This is a genomic window from Azospirillum sp. B510 (genome assembly GCF_000010725.1).
Lineage (GTDB): Bacteria > Pseudomonadota > Alphaproteobacteria > Azospirillales > Azospirillaceae > Azospirillum > Azospirillum lipoferum_B.
Window position 1 is genome coordinate 486,103 of record NC_013854.1, and the last position, 16,557, is coordinate 502,659.

15 protein-coding genes are annotated in these 16,557 nt (G+C 67.6%); 8 read left to right on the forward strand and 7 right to left on the reverse strand.

Annotation, left to right across the window (positions count from 1 at the left end; all coding sequences use genetic code 11):
* Positions 1–93 precede the first annotated feature (93 nt).
* Both AZL_RS02260 and hisN read right to left on the reverse strand, forming a co-directional pair.
* A complete protein-coding gene (locus AZL_RS02260; RefSeq protein ID WP_012973055.1) occupies positions 94–606 on the reverse strand; it encodes a hypothetical protein in 513 nt (170 codons plus the stop codon).
* 47 nt (positions 607–653) lie between these two features.
* Positions 654–1,436 carry a histidinol-phosphatase gene (gene hisN / locus AZL_RS02265; RefSeq protein ID WP_012973056.1) on the reverse strand — a complete coding sequence of 261 codons (783 nt, stop codon included), beginning with the start codon at positions 1,434–1,436 and terminating at the stop codon, positions 654–656.
* A gap of 201 nt (positions 1,437–1,637) precedes the next feature.
* On the opposite strand from hisN, the gene nudC reads away from it, so the two are divergent.
* Positions 1,638–2,546, forward strand: a complete 909-nt coding sequence (gene nudC / locus AZL_RS02270; protein ID WP_012973057.1) for an NAD(+) diphosphatase — start codon at positions 1,638–1,640, stop codon at positions 2,544–2,546.
* 10 nt (positions 2,547–2,556) lie between these two features.
* Here nudC and AZL_RS02275 read toward each other — a convergent pair whose 3' ends face one another.
* The 3 genes from AZL_RS02275 to AZL_RS02285 all read right to left on the reverse strand — a co-directional run bounded on the left by AZL_RS02275 (position 2,557) and on the right by AZL_RS02285 (position 4,758).
* Positions 2,557–2,862 (reverse strand): hypothetical protein, encoded by a 306-nt coding sequence (locus AZL_RS02275; RefSeq protein WP_042442385.1) that lies wholly within the window; start codon positions 2,860–2,862, stop codon positions 2,557–2,559.
* Between the two features lie 255 nt (positions 2,863–3,117).
* Positions 3,118–3,984 (reverse strand): prephenate dehydratase, encoded by an 867-nt coding sequence (locus tag AZL_RS02280; protein ID WP_012973059.1) that lies wholly within the window; start codon positions 3,982–3,984, stop codon positions 3,118–3,120.
* A 60-nt stretch (positions 3,985–4,044) separates the two neighbouring features.
* Positions 4,045–4,758: a 3-deoxy-manno-octulosonate cytidylyltransferase gene (locus AZL_RS02285; RefSeq protein ID WP_042443397.1), complete on the reverse strand. Its 714-nt coding sequence runs from the start codon at positions 4,756–4,758 to the stop codon at positions 4,045–4,047.
* Positions 4,759–5,203: 445 nt separating this feature from the next.
* On the opposite strand from AZL_RS02285, the gene AZL_RS02290 reads away from it, so the two are divergent.
* Positions 5,204–5,743 (forward strand): c-type cytochrome, encoded by a 540-nt coding sequence (locus AZL_RS02290; protein WP_012973061.1) that lies wholly within the window; start codon positions 5,204–5,206, stop codon positions 5,741–5,743.
* Between the two features lie 112 nt (positions 5,744–5,855).
* On the opposite strand, the gene AZL_RS02295 is transcribed toward AZL_RS02290, so the two are convergent.
* Positions 5,856–6,707 (reverse strand): NUDIX hydrolase, encoded by an 852-nt coding sequence (locus tag AZL_RS02295; RefSeq protein ID WP_012973062.1) that lies wholly within the window; start codon positions 6,705–6,707, stop codon positions 5,856–5,858.
* Between the two features lie 213 nt (positions 6,708–6,920).
* On the opposite strand from AZL_RS02295, the gene AZL_RS02300 reads away from it, so the two are divergent.
* The 5 genes from AZL_RS02300 (at position 6,921) to AZL_RS02320 (ending at position 14,229) form a co-directional block, all read left to right on the forward strand.
* Complete coding sequence (locus tag AZL_RS02300) at positions 6,921–7,361, forward strand: response regulator (RefSeq protein ID WP_247894253.1); 441 nt, start codon at positions 6,921–6,923, stop codon at positions 7,359–7,361.
* Between the two features lie 915 nt (positions 7,362–8,276).
* Complete coding sequence (locus AZL_RS02305) at positions 8,277–10,223, forward strand: PrkA family serine protein kinase (RefSeq protein ID WP_012973064.1); 1,947 nt, start codon at positions 8,277–8,279, stop codon at positions 10,221–10,223.
* Between the two features lie 146 nt (positions 10,224–10,369).
* Positions 10,370–11,662, forward strand: coding sequence for a YeaH/YhbH family protein (locus AZL_RS02310; RefSeq protein WP_012973065.1), 1,293 nt, complete (start codon positions 10,370–10,372; stop codon positions 11,660–11,662).
* A 65-nt stretch (positions 11,663–11,727) separates the two neighbouring features.
* Entirely contained in the window at positions 11,728–13,281 is a 1,554-nt protein-coding gene (locus AZL_RS02315; protein ID WP_012973066.1) for a SpoVR family protein, read from the forward strand.
* 45 nt (positions 13,282–13,326) lie between these two features.
* Complete coding sequence (locus AZL_RS02320) at positions 13,327–14,229, forward strand: FkbM family methyltransferase (RefSeq protein ID WP_247894254.1); 903 nt, start codon at positions 13,327–13,329, stop codon at positions 14,227–14,229.
* A 69-nt stretch (positions 14,230–14,298) separates the two neighbouring features.
* Here AZL_RS02320 and AZL_RS02325 read toward each other — a convergent pair whose 3' ends face one another.
* The gene (locus AZL_RS02325; protein WP_042442389.1) at positions 14,299–15,150 is read right to left on the reverse strand and encodes a hypothetical protein; all 852 of its coding nucleotides are present in this window, start codon (positions 15,148–15,150) and stop codon (positions 14,299–14,301) included.
* Positions 15,151–15,340: 190 nt separating this feature from the next.
* Between AZL_RS02325 and AZL_RS02330 the strand changes: the two genes are divergently transcribed.
* Positions 15,341–16,474 (forward strand): serine hydrolase domain-containing protein, encoded by a 1,134-nt coding sequence (locus tag AZL_RS02330; protein ID WP_052293611.1) that lies wholly within the window; start codon positions 15,341–15,343, stop codon positions 16,472–16,474.
* Positions 16,475–16,557: the final 83 nt, after the last annotated feature.

Below are 16,557 nucleotides of genomic sequence, written 5' to 3' on the forward strand. Positions count from 1 at the left end.
TTCTGGTTAGATTGCCACGCCGGCCCCCCGGTCAAGCGCAATCCTCTGGCGCAATCCTCTGGCGCGATTCCCAAGCGCAATTGGGCTGCGGGGTCAGAGGCCCGGCACCGCCCGCCAATGGTCGGCCATGCGGTCCATCAGCTGGCGGTAGCGGCGGTCGGTCCGCATCAGCTTGCGCAGCGCCTTGCCGTTGCGCGGGTCGGCCAGCATCCAGCGCTCCGCCGCCGCCTGATGTTCGGGATGGATCGACAGGATGTAGAAGCCGGCCTGTTCCGCGGACGAGATGTCCGCCTCCCGCAGCCCCTCCAGGATGGCGCCGACATAGATCGGCAGCACCCGGCGGAAATCCTCCGGCCCGCTCGCCGCCTGCCCCTCGGCCTCGGCAAGGTCGGCGGAGGCGCCGCCGCCGGCCATCAGCGCCTGCCGCTCCGCCGCCGGCAGGGCGAAGAAGGCGTCCAGACCCAGCAGCAGGTCGCAGATGGTCTTCTTGCGCACCATCCAGTTGGACCCGTCCGACACCCGCGCCGCCAGCCCTTCCAGAAAGGGCTTCAGCTTTTCAGGGGAGGTTTCGAAGACGGAACGGGCGGGCGGGTCGATGGAGATCATTTCGGAGTCCGAACGGATGATTGATGGCGGTGGTTCGGCCAGCCAGCTCAGCCGGCGAGGGCGGCCATGGCCTCCCGGTGGGTCCGCGGGTCGCCGGCGGCGATCACCCGGCCGCCGGAGGTGGCGTCAAGCGGCTTGCCCTCCCAATCCGTCATCACCCCGCCGGCTCCGGTCACCACCGGCACCAGGGCGGCGAAGTCGTACAGCTTCAGCCCCGACTCGACGACGAGGTCGTAATAGCCCGACGCCAGCAGGCCATAGCTGTAGCAGTCGCCGCCATAGGAGGCGGTCTTCACCCTGGCGGCGACGCGGCGGTAGGCCTCGTAATCGCCGCCGGGGAACAGGTCGGGCGAGGTGGTGCCGAACATGGCGGCGGAAAGACCGCCGGGGCAGGGGCGCACCCGCACCGGCTGGCCGTTGTGGGTGGTCGGGCGGCCCTCGACGCCGATCCAGCGGTCGCCGACGATGGGCTGGTCGATGATGCCCAGCACCGGGCGGCCCTGGTGCAGCAGGGCGATCAGCGTGCCGAAGATCGGCCGCCCGGTGATGAAGGATTTGGTGCCGTCGATCGGGTCGATCACCCACACCCACTCCGCGTCCAGATTCTTGACGCCATGCTCCTCGCCATGAATGCCGTCGTCGGGGCGCTGGCTTTCGATGATGGTGCGGATGACATGCTCCGCCTCGCGGTCGGCGACGGTGACCGGCGAGGCGTCGGCCTTGTCGTCGATGGCGACGGGGGTGCGGAAATAACGGCGGACCACGCTGCCGCCGGAGTCGGCCAACCGCTGGGCGAGCGCCACCATCGGGGCGGGGCAGGGTTCGGTCATGGTCGCTCCTTGAAAGCTGCTGTCGGAATCGGTCGCCGCATCCTAACGGCGCGGGTTCGCCCCGGAAACCCGAAAGCGCCCGGCGCATCATCCGGGGCCGGGCGCTCTCGGGTTCCCGGGGACAAGCCCGATTTGCGCTGGACAGCTCATCCGCCGGGAGGGCTTTCCGGCCGGCGCGTCCTGTGGCAGCCTCGACCGGCCATGACGAACCGCCCCAACATCTACGCCGCCGCGCCGGTCGACCGCGCCTCCCTCCGCCGCAAGGACGAGGATTGGCTGACCCAGGCCTGGCTGGCGCCCGCCTCCCGCGTCCTGCCGGTCTGGCAGAGCAGGAGCTTCGTCGCCGGTCCGCAGGAGGCGCCGCGCGCCGTCCTGCTGCCGGCCGACGGGCTGGACGCGGTGCCGATCTTCCTCGGCCTGATGGAGGACGGCACCCCACTCTTCGCCGTCGATCTGTCGATGGTGGAGGAGCCGGACGCCCTGCCGGCGCTGCGCGGCGGCGGCCGCTTCGAGGATCTGCGCGCCACCGGGCCGCTGATGCCGGAAGGGGAGGCGGCGCTGTGCGCCTATGCCCGCGGCATGGTGTGGTGGAACGCCCGCCACCGCTTCTGCGGAGTCTGCGGCTCCCCGGCGGCATCGGCGGAAGGCGGCCATGTGCGGCTCTGCACCAATCCGGATTGCGCCACCCAGCATTTCCCGCGCACCGACCCGGCGGTGATCATGCTGGTCCATGACGGCGGCGACCGCGTGGTGCTGGGCCGCCAGAGCCGGTTTCCGCCCGGCATGCATTCGGTTCTCGCCGGCTTCCTCGAACCCGGCGAGAGCCTGGAGGACACGGTGGCCCGCGAGGTGTTCGAGGAGGTCGGGCTGACCGTGACCGACATCCGCTACCGCTCGTCGCAGCCCTGGCCCTTCCCGTCGTCGCTGATGCTGGGCTTCACCGCGCGGGCCACCAGCTTCGCCATCGACACCGGCAACGACGAGCTGGAAAGCGCCGCCTGGTTCGACCGCGCTTTCCTGCGCGGCCATGTGCCGGACGAGAGCTTCCGCCTTCCCCGGACCGACTCGATCGCCAACCGCCTGATCCGGGAATGGCTGGCGGAGGGGTGATCAACCTTCCTCAATGCCAGTGCCGCGTCTCCGCGGCCCGGTGGGGAGAGTGGCGGCGATCGAAGGGGTTGGGGTGGCGGGCGCAGGTGTCGTTGTACAGCGCCAGCAGCGTCGCGGTCTCGGCCGGGTTGTGATGGGCGCGGCAGAGATTGTCCCACACCATCTGACGGACGGCGGCGTCACCCCAGGGTTCGTTGAGAAAGGCCGCCCCCTTCTCAAGCGCGGTCATGAAGGGGAGATGTTCGTGAGTGGCGATCTGCGCCACCTCCTCCGCCTCCAGATTGGCCAGTCCCAGACAATCTTCCATCGTGAGCATGGCAACCTCCATCCATGGCGCCATGGCCGTCGGCGGGGTCTCACCCGTCAGCCGCCGTGGGAGTGTGCCGTGTTGTGGTCGGTCCTGTTCGTGGTCGCTTGAAACCGACCCGTTCCAGCCCCTCCTTTATAACAACTTCCGCTAATCTTTCCCAGGCCCCGGCTCTCGTGACGCGGGTTAAGTCACGTCACTGCGGCGGAATGACGCGCGACTTGCGGCAATCGCGAAACAGGCTTGATGTGTCGCGGGAGGGACTCAGTCCTCGCCGATGCGCTGGCTGTCCTGATAGCGGAAGGGGTTGGCCGGATAGACGCCGAGGATCTTCACCTCGCGGGCGAAGAAATCCAGCTCCTCCAGCGCGAGGCGCAGCGGGCGCTCGTCCGGATGGCCCTCGACGTCGGCATAGAACTGGGTCTGGGTGAAATGGCCGCCGACCATGTAGCTTTCCAGCTTGGTCATGTTGATGCCGTTGGTGGCGAAGCCGCCCAGCGCCTTGTAGAGCGCCGCCGGCACGCTGCGGACGCGGAAGACGAAGGTGGTGATCGTCTTGCAGGATCCGGCGGCCGGCAGCTTCGGCTCGCGCGCCAGGATCAGGAAGCGGGTGGTGTTGTGGCTGGCGTCCTCGATCCCGCTCTTCAGGATGTCGAGGCCGTAGATCTCGGCGGCCAGCGAGGAGGCGATGGCGGCATGGCGCGGATCGTTCAGCGCCGCGATCTCCTTCGCCGCCCCCGCCGTGTCGGCATGGTTGATCGGCTCCAGGCCCAGGCCGCGGATGGCGGTCTGGCATTGCGACAGCGCCTGGATGTGGCTGCGCACCGTCCGGATGCTGTCCAGCGTGGCGCCCTTCGGCGCCAGCAGCTGATGGTTCACCCGCTGGAAATGCTCGCCGATGATGTGCAGGCCGCCTTCGGGCAGCAGGTAATGGTTGTCGGCGACGCGGCCGGCGATGGAATTCTCCACCGGGATCATCGCCAGCGAGGCCCGGCCCTCGCGCACGGCGGCGAAGGCGTCGTCGAAGGTGGCGCAGGGCATCGTCGTCATGGTCGGCCGGGCGTTGCGGCAGGCCAGATCGGAATAGGCGCCGGGGAAGCCCTGGAAGGCGATGATGTTGGACGTGCCCATGAACGGAATTCCCCCGGCGAATCTTATAACAAGGCTTGTGAGTGGGTGGTCTGTCAGGCGTCAGCCGGCGTCGCGGCCGGACAGCAGGGCGCAGGCGCGCTCCAGGTCGGCGGGAGTATCGACACCCAGCGGAACCGCGTCAACGACCGCCGCGTCGATGCGCATGCCGTTGGACAGGGCGCGCAGCTGTTCCAGCCTTTCGCGCCGCTCCAGCACCGAGGGCGGCAGCGAGACGAAACGCTCCAGCGCCGCCCGGCGGTAGGCGTAGAGGCCGATGTGGTGATGGAGCGGGCCGTCGCCGGTCGGGGCGGTGGCGCGGGTGAAATAGAGCGCGCGGCCCAGCCGGGCTCCCGCCGGCAGTTCCAGCACCGCCTTTACCACGTTGGGATCGGTCCGCTCCTCCTCCCGCGTGATCTCGGCCACCAGGGTGGCGATGTCGACCTCCGGGTCGGCCAGCGGGGCGAAGGCGGCGCGCACGCTCTCCGGTTCGATGGTCGGCAGGTCGCCCTGCACATTCACCACCGCGTCGTGACGCCCGTCCGGATCGATCAGCCGCAGCGCCTCGAAGATGCGGTCGGAGCCCGAGGGATGGTCGGGCCGCGTCAGCACGGCGGTGCCGCCGGCGGCCTCGACCGCGCGGGCGATCTCCGGTTCGGCGCAGGCCACCACCACCGGGCCGATCTCCGCCTCCAGGGCGCGGCGCAGCACATGGACGATCATCGGCGCGCCGAGGATGTCGGCCAGCGGCTTGCCGGGCAGCCGGGTCGAGGCCATGCGCGCCGGGATCACCACGACCGGGTTGGCGGGACGGCCGCCGGCGCGTTTGCCGGGGGAGGCGGCGGAGTGGTTGGCGGAGGTGGCGGTCGGCATGGCGCGGAAACTCCGGTGGGACGGTCCGGTCGATCACGGATTCGTGACATGACCGGCGCGGGTGAACCACGGACGCCGGGGCGGCGTCAAGGGCCGGCATCGCGCATCCCTGTCATGGGGCAGGCGTCAAGTCGGTGGCGGGACGCGACATATCCTGTTTTGCGATGCAGCGTAATGCGCAAGTAAATTAAGAGGCTGGTGACTGCGGCAAATTTGTATGCGACCTTTTTTCGCGGTCCGCCGGGCTATGACAAGCTTCGGACCGCGGGCTATGGTAGCCGCGGCGCGTTCAGCCGCGGGCGGGAGAAACGCCGGGTGCACTGAAATTAGGGAACAAAGGGGCTCATCAATGAGCATGGAGTGGAACAAGATTTTCGGCGCCGTGCTGCTGGCCGGGCTGATCGCGATGCTGGCAGGATTCGCGTCCAAGGTGCTGGTTCATTCGAAGCCGCTCGAAAAGAGCGTCTATGTCGTCGCGACGCCCGAGGGGGCAAGCGCGCCCGCCGACAAGGGTGCCGCTCCCACCGGCCCGGCGCCGATCGCGCCGCTGCTCGCCGCCGCCAGCCCGGACGCCGGCCAGAAGGTCGCCAAGGCCTGCGCCGCCTGCCACAGCTTCGACAAGGGCGGTGCCGCCAAGGTCGGACCCAACCTGTATGGCGTCGTCGGCGGCCCGAAGGGGCACATGTCGGGCTTCGGTTACTCCGACGCGCTGGTCAAGACCGGCGGCAGCTGGAGCTATGACGAGCTGAACAAGTTCCTCTATGATCCGAAGGCCTATGCCCCGGGGACCAAGATGACCTTCGCCGGTCTGAAGAAGGACGAGGACCGCGCCGCCGTCATCGCCTATCTGCGCTCGCTGGCCGACAGCCCGCAGCCGCTGCCGCAATAACCGCCGCGACGATCAAGGTGCCGGGCGTCCCCCGGCTGAACAATCGAAGGCCCTGCTCTCCCGGGAGGGCGGGGCCTTTTTCCGTTCGCGGTCCCGCGCGCCGATCCGGCGCCTACCGGCGCAGGCCGCGGGCGATCTCCAGATAGTCGGGCTCGTTCTCCGGGGTCAGCCAGCCGTGGCGGATCAGGAAATCGGTCACCACGAGGTTGACGTTGAATTTCCAGTCATCGCCGCCGCGCACCGACTCCGCCACCTTGTCCAGCGGCCAGAGCTCGAAGGACTCGACCTCGCCGTCGGTGTTGACCGGGATGAGGTCGGGCGGCAGTTCCAGGTCATAGACGAACAGGCGGTCGCGCTTCAGCCCGGCCGGGGTCTCCATCATGTAGCTGATGGCGCCCACCGGCACCGCCAGCCGTGCGGTCGCCGCGTCCAGCCCGGCCTCCTCGGCGGCCTCCTTCTCCAGATTCTCGGCCAGGCTCAGGCCGATGGGCTGACCGCCGGCGATCAGGTTGTCGAGCTGTCCGGGGGCGATTTCGCGGTCGCGGGCGCGGCGGCCGACCCACAACGACAGGCCGCCGGAGCCGGTGCGGACGAAGCCGTTGATGTGGAGGCCATAGGCCTCGATCCCGAAGGCGCCGACGGCGGCGCGGTCCAGCCGGGCCAGCGGCTCCGCTCCCCAGCGTGGCAGGACCGGATAATATTCCCCGCGCAGCGCCTTGACCGTGCCCTGTTCCACCAGAAAGGCGGCGGCATGGTCGAGCAGGGTGGAGCGCGCCTCGAAATCCCGGATCCCTGGCGCGATGGTCAGCCGCTCGGCGGTGACGACGAAGCCGGGATCGACGCCGGGCAGTGCCTCGGCCAGGGTGTGGCGCACCCAGCCCACGGTGTGGCCGTCCAGCTCGAACGGGCGGAAGCCGGACAGGTCATGCGCGTTGCACGCGCGGATATGATCGAGGAAGCTCATGCCGTCCATCTAAGCGGGGGCGGGCGGGCGGCGCAACCGCTCATCCAGGGCAGTCCCAGGGCAGAGGGCCCAGGGCGGTCCGGGGGCTTGTCCGGCCCGTCATGACCTTCGGCATCTTGCGCGGCACTGGTTGCCATCGTACACAATACGGGTCACGAAATGACCGCCGGTGCGCATCCGCCTGGGGTCGCTCAAGCGAAGGGGCGGGGCGTGGTGGCTGACCGATCGGCTGAGATCGCTGCGATGGGCAAGACGGAGACGCTGTTCGGCGCCCTGTCGGTCCTGGTGGTCGAGGATGAATCCTTCACCCGGATGGTGTTGGCCAAGATGCTGGGCGCGCTGGGCGTCAAGGCGGTGCATCAGGCCGCCGACGGCGAATCGGGGCTCGCCGCCGTCGCCGCCCATTCCCCCGATCTGGTTCTGTGCGACGTGGAAATGCAGCCAATGGACGGTTTTGGATTCGTCCAGAAGTTGCGTGTCAGTGGCGAGCCGCGCGGCAGCGCCTTGCCGGTCGTGCTGATGAGCGGCCGTGTCGATGACGACCGCAAGGCCAAGGCGCAGGCCAGCGGAGCCGACCGGGTGCTGGTCAAGCCGGTCACGCCGGCCAGTCTGCGCGAAGCCCTGGCGATGGCGACGGCCGCCCAGCCGGCCTGAGGCCCGCCTGATCTGGGAATTGTGCGAAACTCGGGTCATCCCTTGGAAATCCGGGACAGCCGCGCTTGGCAAGGGGCCATGCGCGAGCGGGCCAAAAAAATGTCCTGAGCCGTGGCAAGCCTGCCAAGTGGTTGAAACAGTTCGGTAATCGAGCGGTAACGATTCGCCGTGCCCCATCCTTGTCCGACCGCCTCCAAATTTCCGCCTTGTTGATGGGCATGATTGGGACGCAACATCGTCGGAAAGAGGTGTTGTGAGGCCCGGCTGCCATCGCGGCAAGCCACTGCGGCAAACCGCAACGCCCCTTGCGGGAATTGTTAAGGTTTGGAGTTCAGCATCGACGGTAATTCCCTGCGCCGTGCTTGGTCGAGGCGGCGCGCTTGCTTGAGGAGGCCGATGGCGTGATCAGGAGCGCCCAGTCGAATCGCAATGGGCACCTCTCCCCGACTGGACGGGCAATGACGATTGCCGCCGGTTTCACGCCGTCACCCGCCGATGCCGTCACACTTTTTTCGCCGAACCTTCCGCCGCTCTCGCGGGTTGAGAGGGCGCGCTCGCCGCACCCATACCAGCCATGGGACCTAGGTCCTAAGGCCGAGGCCGGCTTCAAGGCCGGCTCAAAGGCGGGCATTCCGGCTATGGAGCCTGAATGCCTGGAAAGCTCCAGGTGGAGCATTACATTCAAAAATGACTCGTTCGGGGGTTGCCGCGTCGTGAGACGGACGGCTCCCGGCCCTCAAAGGACCGTTCCTTACACCAGACCGCTGGCTTCTACCGCTGAGCGGGAAGGTTGCGGACCCGATGCGGTCGGCGCCTTCCCTGGAGTGCCCCTTGGATCGCGGCATGCGCCGCGCCCTGCCGCCGCAGCCACCGGCGGCGCCCCGGCGCATCGGACCAGATAAGACGGAGCGACGAATGTTCCCGGCCGACGAACTGTTCACGCGCTACACGCAGAATTACGAGACCCGCCGCGAGACCGAGATGTCCTTGATGGACTATCTCCAGCTGTGCCGCGACGATCCCATGGCCTACGCCTCGGCCGCCGAACGCATCCTCGCCGCCATCGGCGAGCCGGAGGTGGTCGATACGGCCCGCGACCCGCGCCTGGGCCGCATCTTCATGAACCGGACCATCAAGGTCTATCCCGCCTTCTCCGAGTTCTACGGCATGGAGGAGACGATCGAACGGATCGTCGGCTTCTTCCGCCACGCCGCCCAGGGACTGGAGGAGCGCAAGCAGATCCTCTACCTGCTGGGTCCGGTCGGCGGCGGCAAGTCGTCGCTGGCCGAACGGCTGAAATCGCTGGTGGAGAAATGCCCGATCTATGTCCTGAAGGCCGGCAAGGAGATCAGCCCGACCTTTGAAAGCCCGCTCGGCCTGTTCAACCCGGACGAGATCGGCGACGAGCTGGAGGATCGCTTCGGCATCCCCAAGCGCCGCCTGACCGGGTTGATGAGCCCGTGGGCGGTCAAGCGCCTCGACGAGTTCGGCGGCGACATCACCCGCTTCAAGGTGGTGAAGCTGCACCCCAGCAAGCTGCGCCAGATCGGCGTGACCAAGACCGAGCCGGGCGACGAGAACAACCAGGACATCTCGTCCCTGGTCGGCAAGGTCGACATCCGCAAGCTGGAGATCTACAGCCAGAACGATCCCGACGCCTACAGCTTCTCCGGCGGCCTGAACCGGGCGACCCAGGGCATGCTGGAATTCGTCGAGATGTTCAAGGCGCCGATCAAGATGCTGCATCCCCTGCTGACCGCGACGCAGGAGGGCAATTATGTCGGGTCGGAGAATATCGGCGCCATCCCCTTCCAGGGCGTGATCCTGGCCCACTCCAACGAGGCGGAGTGGCAGACCTTCAAGAACAACAAGAACAACGAGGCCTTCATCGACCGCATCTGCGTGATCAAGGTCCCCTACTGCCTGCGGGTGGCGGAGGAGCAGAAGATCTACGACAAGCTGGTGCGCGGCTCCGATCTGGCGACCGCCCCCTGCGCGCCGTCGACCTTGGAGATGCTGGCCCGCTTCTCGGTGCTGTCGCGCCTGCGCGAGCATCCCAACAGCAGCTTCTACAGCAAGATGCGGGTCTATGACGGCGAGAGCGTCAAGGAGACCGATCCCAAGGCCAAGTCGATGCAGGAGTACAAGGACCAGGCCGGCGTCGACGAGGGTATGGGCGGCATCTCCACCCGCTTCGCCTTCAAGGTGCTCGCCTCGACCTTCAACTACGACTCGACCGAGATTTCGGCCGATCCGGTCCATCTGATGTATGTGCTGGAACAGGCGATCAAGCGCGAACAATTCCCGGAGGAGACCGAGAAGAAATACGTCGAGTTCATCAAGGCCGAACTCGCCCCGCGCTATGCCGAGTTCATCGGCAACGAGATCCAGAAGGCCTATCTGGAATCCTACTCCGACTATGGCCAGAACCTGTTCGACCGCTATGTCGATTACGCCGATGCCTGGATCGAGGATCAGGACTTCAAGGATCCCGACACCGGCCAGCTGATGAACCGCGAACTGCTGAACCAGGAGCTGACCAAGATCGAGAAGCCGGCGGGCATCGCCAACCCGAAGGATTTCCGCAACGAGGTGGTGAAGTTCGCCCTCAGGGCGCGGGCCGCCAATGCCGGACGCAACCCGTCCTGGACCAGCTACGAGAAGATCCGCGAGGTGATCGAGAAGCGGATGTTCAGCCAGGTCGAGGATCTGCTGCCGGTGATCAGCTTCGGCTCGAAGAAGGATGGCGAGACCGAGAAGAAGCACACCGAGTTCGTCTCGCGCATGATGACGCGCGGCTATACCGAGCGGCAGGTCCGCCGGCTGGTCGAGTGGTACATGCGGGTGAAACAGGCGGGCTGAGGCCGGTGGACTGATGCCATGGACGGGGGGACGCGGAATTGCCGCGGGGTGGGGCGTTGCAACGCCCCGCGGCAACCCCACTGTCATAGAATGCTGTCAGAGTGTGAAGGCCGCGTGACGAAACGGGTGGGAGGGCCAGCCCCTTGATGAACATCATCGACCGTCGCCTGAACCCGCAGGGCAAGAGCCTGGCCAACCGCCAGCGTTTCCTGCGCCGCGCCAAGGAACAGGTGGTCAAGGCGGTCCGCGACGCCTCGGGAAAACGGGGCATCCAGGATATCGAGAATGGCGAGAAGGTGACGATCGCCGCCGGCGGGGTGCGCGAGCCGTCCTTCCATCGCGCCTCCCAGGGCGGCGTGCGCGATTACGTGGTTCCCGGCAACAAGGAGTATGTGGAAGGCGACACCATCCAGCGCCCGGACGGCGGCGGTGGCGGGCGCGGCAGCGAGGGCAGCGCCGACGGCGAGGGCGAGGACGAGTTCCGCTTCGTCCTGTCGCGCGACGAGTTCCTCGACATCTTCCTGGAGGATCTGGAGCTTCCCGATCTGGTGAAGCAGAAGGTCAAGCAGTCGGAATCGCACACGCTGACCAGGGCCGGCTATTCGGTGTCGGGCTCTCCGGCCAACCTGAACCTCGTCCGCACCATGCGGAACAGCCTGTCGCGCCGCATCGCGCTGAAGCGCCCCAAGCGCGACGAGATCCGCGAGATGGAGGAGCTGCTGCGCGAGGCGGAGGAAGCGGGCGAGGATGCCGAGCAGATCCAGGCGCTGCGCGAACAGCTGGAACGCATCGTCCTGCGCTCCCGCCGCATCCCCTTCATCGACCCGATCGACGTCCGCTACAACCGGTTCGAGACGGTGCCGAAGCCGATCGCCCAGGCGGTGATGTTCTGCCTGATGGACGTCTCCGGCTCGATGACCGAGCACATGAAGGATCTGGCCAAGCGCTTCTTCATGCTGCTCTACCTGTTCCTGAAGCGGCGCTACCGCTCCGTCGACATCGTCTTCATCCGCCACACCCACGAGGCCAAGGAGGTCGACGAGGAGACCTTCTTCTACTCCACCGAGACCGGCGGCACCGTGGTGTCGACGGCGCTGGAGGAGATGCGGAAGGTGGTGGAGGAGCGCTACCCGCACAATGAATGGAACATCTATGCCGCCCAGGCGTCGGACGGCGACAACATGTCGTCGGACAACGCCAAGTCGGCGACCCTGCTGCGCGACGTCATCCTGCCGATGTGCCAGTATTTCGCCTATATCGAGGTGGCGGCGGAACACAATATGGGCCTGTCGGCGCTGGGCCGCGAAACCGAGCTGTGGCGCACCTACAAGCAGGTGCAGAGCCCGGAACGCCCGTTGGCGATGCGCCGGGTCCGCTCCCGCCGGGAGATCTTCCCGGTCTTCCGCGAGCTGTTCGCCCGCGAGAAGGCGGGGGCCTGAGGGGTCATAAGGAAATCACCGCCCCATCCCGTATAGGGGGCGGGGGCGGTAGGGGGAGATCGAGAATGACCGCTGTGATCACCAGACCCGAGGCGCTGCTGTATGACGGCGTCGAGTGGGATTACGACAAGATCAAGCGCGTCTATGACGCCGTCGAGCATATCGCGCTGAAGGAGATGGGCCTCGACGTCTATCCCAACCAGATCGAGGTCATCACCGCCGAGCAGATGCTCGACGCCTATTCGTCCATCGGCATGCCGCTGATGTACAAGCACTGGTCCTTCGGCAAGCATTTCGCCCGCGACGAGATGATGTACCGCAAGGGCTATCGCGGCCTCGCCTACGAGATCGTCATCAACTCCAGCCCTTGCATCAGCTACATCATGGAAGAGAACACCATGACGATGCAGACGCTGGTCATCGCCCACGCCGCCTTCGGACACAATCATTTCTTCAAGAACAACCAGCTGTTCCAGCAATGGACCGATGCCGAGGGCATCCTCGACTATCTGGAATTCGCCAAGACCTACATCACCCATTGCGAGGAACGCTATGGCCATGCCGCGGTGGAGCGGGTGCTGGACGCCGCCCACGCGCTGATGAGCCAGGGCGTCCACAAATACCCGAAGAAGCGCTCCGACCTGCGGACCGAGCAGCGGCGCGAGCGCGAGCGGCAGGAATATCAGGACCAGACCTTCAATGATTTGTGGCGCACCGTGCCCAAAACCGCCGCCGGTCCGCGCCCGGCCAAGTCGGTGTCGGAGCGCAAGAAGCTTCTCGGCCTGCCGGAAGAGAACATCCTCTATTTCCTGGAGAAGAAGGCGCCGCGGCTGGAGCATTGGCAGCGCGAGATCCTGCGCATCGTCCGCCACATCTCGCAATATTTCTATCCGCAGAAACAGACCAAGGTGATGAACGAGGGCTGCGCCACCTATGTCCATTACCAGATCATGAGCCGTCTGCACGAGACCGGCCAGATCAGCGAAGGCGCCTTCCTGGAATTCCTGCACTCGCACACGTCTGTGGTGTTCCAGCCGGAATTCGACGACAAGCGCTTCTCCGGCATCAACCCCTACGCGCTGGGCTTCGCGATGATGCAGGACATCGCCCGCATCGCCGAGACGCCGACCGACGAGGACCGCCAATGGTTCCCCGATCTGGCCGGTCGCGGCGACGGCATGGCGGCGGTGCGCGAGGCCTGGGCCAATTTCCGCGACGAGAGCTTCGTCCTGCAATATCTCAGCCCGCAGCTGATGCGGAAGCTGAAGCTGTTCAGCGTGCGCGACGACGCCGAGGATCCCTATCTGCTGGTCGACCACATCCACAACGAGCGCGGCTATCGCGACATCCGCAAGAAGCTGGCCCGCCAGTACGACCTGGGCCATCTGGAGCCGGACATCCAGATCGTCGACGTCGATCTCGCCGGCGACCGCAAGCTGATCCTGCAACACCGCGTCACCAACGGCGTGCTGCTCGACGAGGGCGATGCCAAGGCGGTGCTGCGCCATATCGCCAACCTATGGGGCTACGAGGTGCAGCTGATCGAGGTGTCGGCGATCTCCGAGGCGATCCTGAAGGAACATGCCGTCACCGCCCCCAGCGGCATCGGCGTGGTGTGACGGCCGCGCCCGGCTCCGCTACACTGCCGGCCGATGAGAGGGCCAATGGCGGGGCGGGAGGCGGCGGTGGCGGATGATCTGTTGGGCGGGGCGGGGCCGGTCGGGCTGGTCAGGGCGCGGCATGGCCTGATGATGTACCGGCGCACCGACAGCGTCGTCGGCCGGTCGCTCGACTATTATGGTGAGTATTTCGAGCAGGAGGTCCTGCTGTTCCGCCAGTGCGTCCGCCCTGGCGACCGGGTGATCGATGTCGGCGCCAACATCGGCGCCCACACGGTGGCGCTGGCCCGGCTGGTCGGCCCCGCCGGCCGGGTTCTGGCGCTGGAACCCATCGACGCCAACCATCGGCTGCTCTGCGGCAATCTGGCGCTGAACGGGCTGGACTGGGCGGACGGCCTGCTGGCCGCCGCCGGGGCCGCCGATGGGACGCTGCATCTGGCCGGCGTGGCGATGGACGAGGAGGGCAATTACGGCGCCCTGTCTCTGGAGGCGCTTGCCGGCGACCGGCCGGTGCCGGTCCATCGTCTCGACGGTATCGCCGGCGCTGACCGCATCCGCCTGATCAAGATCGATGTCGAGGGGATGGAGGCCGAGGTGCTGGACGGCGCGCGTGGCCTGATCGCCCGCGACCGCCCGGTCCTCTATGTGGAAAACGACCGTCCCGACGGCTCGGCGGCCCTGATCGGCCTGCTGGGCGAGCTGGGCTATGCCTGCTACTGGTATTTGCCGGCCTTCCACAATCCCGCCAACTTCGCCGGCCGGTCGGAGCCGATCTTCGGCCATGGGCTGGTCGACAATGGGACGGAGATCCACGGGCTCGGCATGGGGATCAACCTGTTCTGCCTGCCGGCCGAGGTGGCCGGGCGGGTCAACGGCCTGCTGCCCGTCGCCGGCCCGGACGAACATCCGCTGCGACGCGGCCATAACAGGCGCTTCATTGGCGGCTGAATCGGCGGTTGAGTCGGGGTCTGATGGCTCGCGGCCCGACGGCGCGGGCCGGGATGCGGACGTCCGCGGTCAACGCTCCGGTTCCGGCTTGATGCCGGCATCCTTCATCGCGTGGATCAAATCCAGCATCACGGTGCTGATGTCGGGAAAGGAGAGCGCCACCGCCCGGCGGTCGGGGTCCAGCCGGACGACATGGGCGATCTGCCGGCCGCCGACCCGATGGACCGCCTTGTCCGGACCGACGGTCTCCGGGATCTCCGGGCAACGCAGCTCCAGCCGCAGCTTGCCGCCGACGGCATGGGCGAATTCCTCCGGCGGCAGATCGACCAGCAGGCCGCGGGTCGACCAGTTGATCGTGGCGCACCGCCGTCCCTCCGCCTCCACCGCCAGCACCGGATCCATGTAGCGGATGGCGCGGCGGCGTTCGATCCCGTTCGGCGGCTTGGCGCCGACATCATGCTGGTCGAGCTTGCGTTTGGCCGCCTGCTTGGTGCGCTCGTCCACCCCGTCCTTGCTGGTCATCAGCGTCGCCTGGACGCGGCGCTCGACGCCGTGGCGGAAGTCGTCGTCGGCCCCGAAGCGCAGGGCCTTGGCGAAATGGTCCTTGGCCTGGGTCAACAGCGCGTTGCGCCCCTTCTCGTCGCCGCGATGGCCGCAGCGTTCGGCCTGGACCAGCAGGGAATCGACGCTGCGCTGATAGGCGCCGCGCTGGATGGCGCGGGTCAGTTCGCGGAACTCGGTGGCGCGCAGCGTCGGGAACTCGCGGGTCTTCAGCAGGCCGGCGAGCCCCTCCGCCAGGGACTCGACACGGGTTGGATCGCCGGTCTCCGCCTCCCGGCGCAGCGACCGCACCGCCTCTTCCGCTTTGCGAAGCAACTGGTCCTCCAGTTTCCTGCGCTGGTCGGCGTCCATCACGGGCATGGCGCGGCGTTCCACAGAGGTCGGTTGTATGAGGATAGCGCAACCGCATGCCGGGCGACAGAGCGGACAGCGATAGTTAACGCCGCACCTGCGGGGCGCCCCAGTGGGACTCGACCGGATTTCAATTTGTCCCGCGACGGCTTCTTTATCTGTCAGGACAAACGGATCGGGCAGCGGGGACGGGCGGACGATGGGCAGGAGCAAGGATGGGACAGCTGGGGCCGAAGCCGGGCTGGACGTGTTGAAAGCCGCCCTGACCGGCCTGTTGTCCGAGGACAGCACAGGCCCGGCCCCGGCCGGGACCGCGCTCGTCGCCTTCATCCGCGGCCGGGGCGCCGATGCCGGGCCGGTGCGCACGCTGGTCCTGCGCCGCCGGTCACCGCGGTCCGCCGAGGGTGACGAGCCGAAGCCGAACGGCCGCATGAGGGACGATCCGGCGGAGCGGCGCGCCTTGGTCTACAGCCTGACCAAGACCATCCTGGCCGCCGCCGTGCTGCGGCTGGCGGCGCGGGGCGCCGTCGATCTCGACGGGCCGGCGGAGCGCTGGCTGCCGGAACTGGCCGGGCGGCCGGGATCGGTCACCGTCGCCCAGATCCTGACCCACCGGGCCGGCCTGCCCGATTACGGCGGCCGGGCCGACTATCATGCCGCCGTCGCCGCCGGCGGGGAGCCCTGGAGCGGTGACGAGTTCCTGGCCCGCTGCGGTGTGAGCCCGGACGGGGAGGGGCCGCCGGTCGGTTCCTTCGCCTATTCCAACATCGGCTATCTGCTGATCGGCCGGCTGCTGGAACGGGCGGGCGGCGCCCCGCTGGCCGAGATGCTGGCACGGGAGGTCTTCGTCCCGCTCGGCCTGTCGAGCGCGTCGCTGCTGTGCGCGCGCGCCGACCTCGACGGTCTGTTCTTCGGGCCGAGCCCGGTCTTCGGCGACAGGCCGGTGGCCGCCGCCTATCATCCCGGCTGGGTGTCGCATGGGGTGGTGGCGATGACGGTCGCCGATGCCTGCCGCTTCCTTCATGGACTGACCGAGGAGTATCTGCCGGGCCTGTTGCTGCGGCGGATGCGGGACGGGCTGCCGGTCGACGGGCCGATGGGCGGACGGCCCTGGGTCGAGCCGTCCTATGGGCTCGGCATGATGGTGGAGCTGGATGCGGCGCCCGGCCCCTATTGGGGCCACACCGGCGGTGGTCCCGGCGTGACGCCGGCGGCCTACCACACGCCGGGACCGCTGCCGGTCTCCGTCGCCGTCTTCCTCGATGGCGAGGATGGCGCGCTCGCCGAATGGATGGCGGTGGAGGTGCTGCATCGTCTGCGCGGCGGGCGATAGGGCGGCGGGCGCGGTAGCCCCCGCCTTTCGCAAGCCGCCAATCCGCACCCTGCTTGTACCGCCTTGCCGCGATCCCATTTCCT

Excerpts from the sequence above, each read along its gene's own strand:
- AZL_RS02260 (WP_012973055.1), bottom strand. The coding sequence starts at position 606 with ATGATCTCCATCGACCCGCCCGCCCGTTCCGTCTTCGAAACCTCCCCT.
- hisN (WP_012973056.1), bottom strand. The coding sequence starts at position 1,436 with ATGACCGAACCCTGCCCCGCCCCGATGGTGGCGCTCGCCCAGCGGTTG.
- nudC (WP_012973057.1), top strand. The coding sequence starts at position 1,638 with ATGACGAACCGCCCCAACATCTACGCCGCCGCGCCGGTCGACCGCGCC.
- AZL_RS02275 (WP_042442385.1), bottom strand. The coding sequence starts at position 2,862 with ATGCTCACGATGGAAGATTGTCTGGGACTGGCCAATCTGGAGGCGGAG.
- AZL_RS02280 (WP_012973059.1), bottom strand. The coding sequence starts at position 3,984 with ATGGGCACGTCCAACATCATCGCCTTCCAGGGCTTCCCCGGCGCCTAT.
- AZL_RS02285 (WP_042443397.1), bottom strand. The coding sequence starts at position 4,758 with ATGGCCTCGACCCGGCTGCCCGGCAAGCCGCTGGCCGACATCCTCGGC.
- AZL_RS02290 (WP_012973061.1), top strand. The coding sequence starts at position 5,204 with ATGAGCATGGAGTGGAACAAGATTTTCGGCGCCGTGCTGCTGGCCGGG.
- AZL_RS02295 (WP_012973062.1), bottom strand. The coding sequence starts at position 6,707 with ATGAGCTTCCTCGATCATATCCGCGCGTGCAACGCGCATGACCTGTCC.
- AZL_RS02305 (WP_012973064.1), top strand. The coding sequence starts at position 8,277 with ATGTTCCCGGCCGACGAACTGTTCACGCGCTACACGCAGAATTACGAG.
- AZL_RS02310 (WP_012973065.1), top strand. The coding sequence starts at position 10,370 with ATGAACATCATCGACCGTCGCCTGAACCCGCAGGGCAAGAGCCTGGCC.
- AZL_RS02315 (WP_012973066.1), top strand. The coding sequence starts at position 11,728 with ATGACCGCTGTGATCACCAGACCCGAGGCGCTGCTGTATGACGGCGTC.
- AZL_RS02320 (WP_247894254.1), top strand. The coding sequence starts at position 13,327 with ATGGCGGGGCGGGAGGCGGCGGTGGCGGATGATCTGTTGGGCGGGGCG.
- AZL_RS02325 (WP_042442389.1), bottom strand. The coding sequence starts at position 15,150 with ATGCCCGTGATGGACGCCGACCAGCGCAGGAAACTGGAGGACCAGTTG.
- AZL_RS02330 (WP_052293611.1), top strand. The coding sequence starts at position 15,341 with ATGGGCAGGAGCAAGGATGGGACAGCTGGGGCCGAAGCCGGGCTGGAC.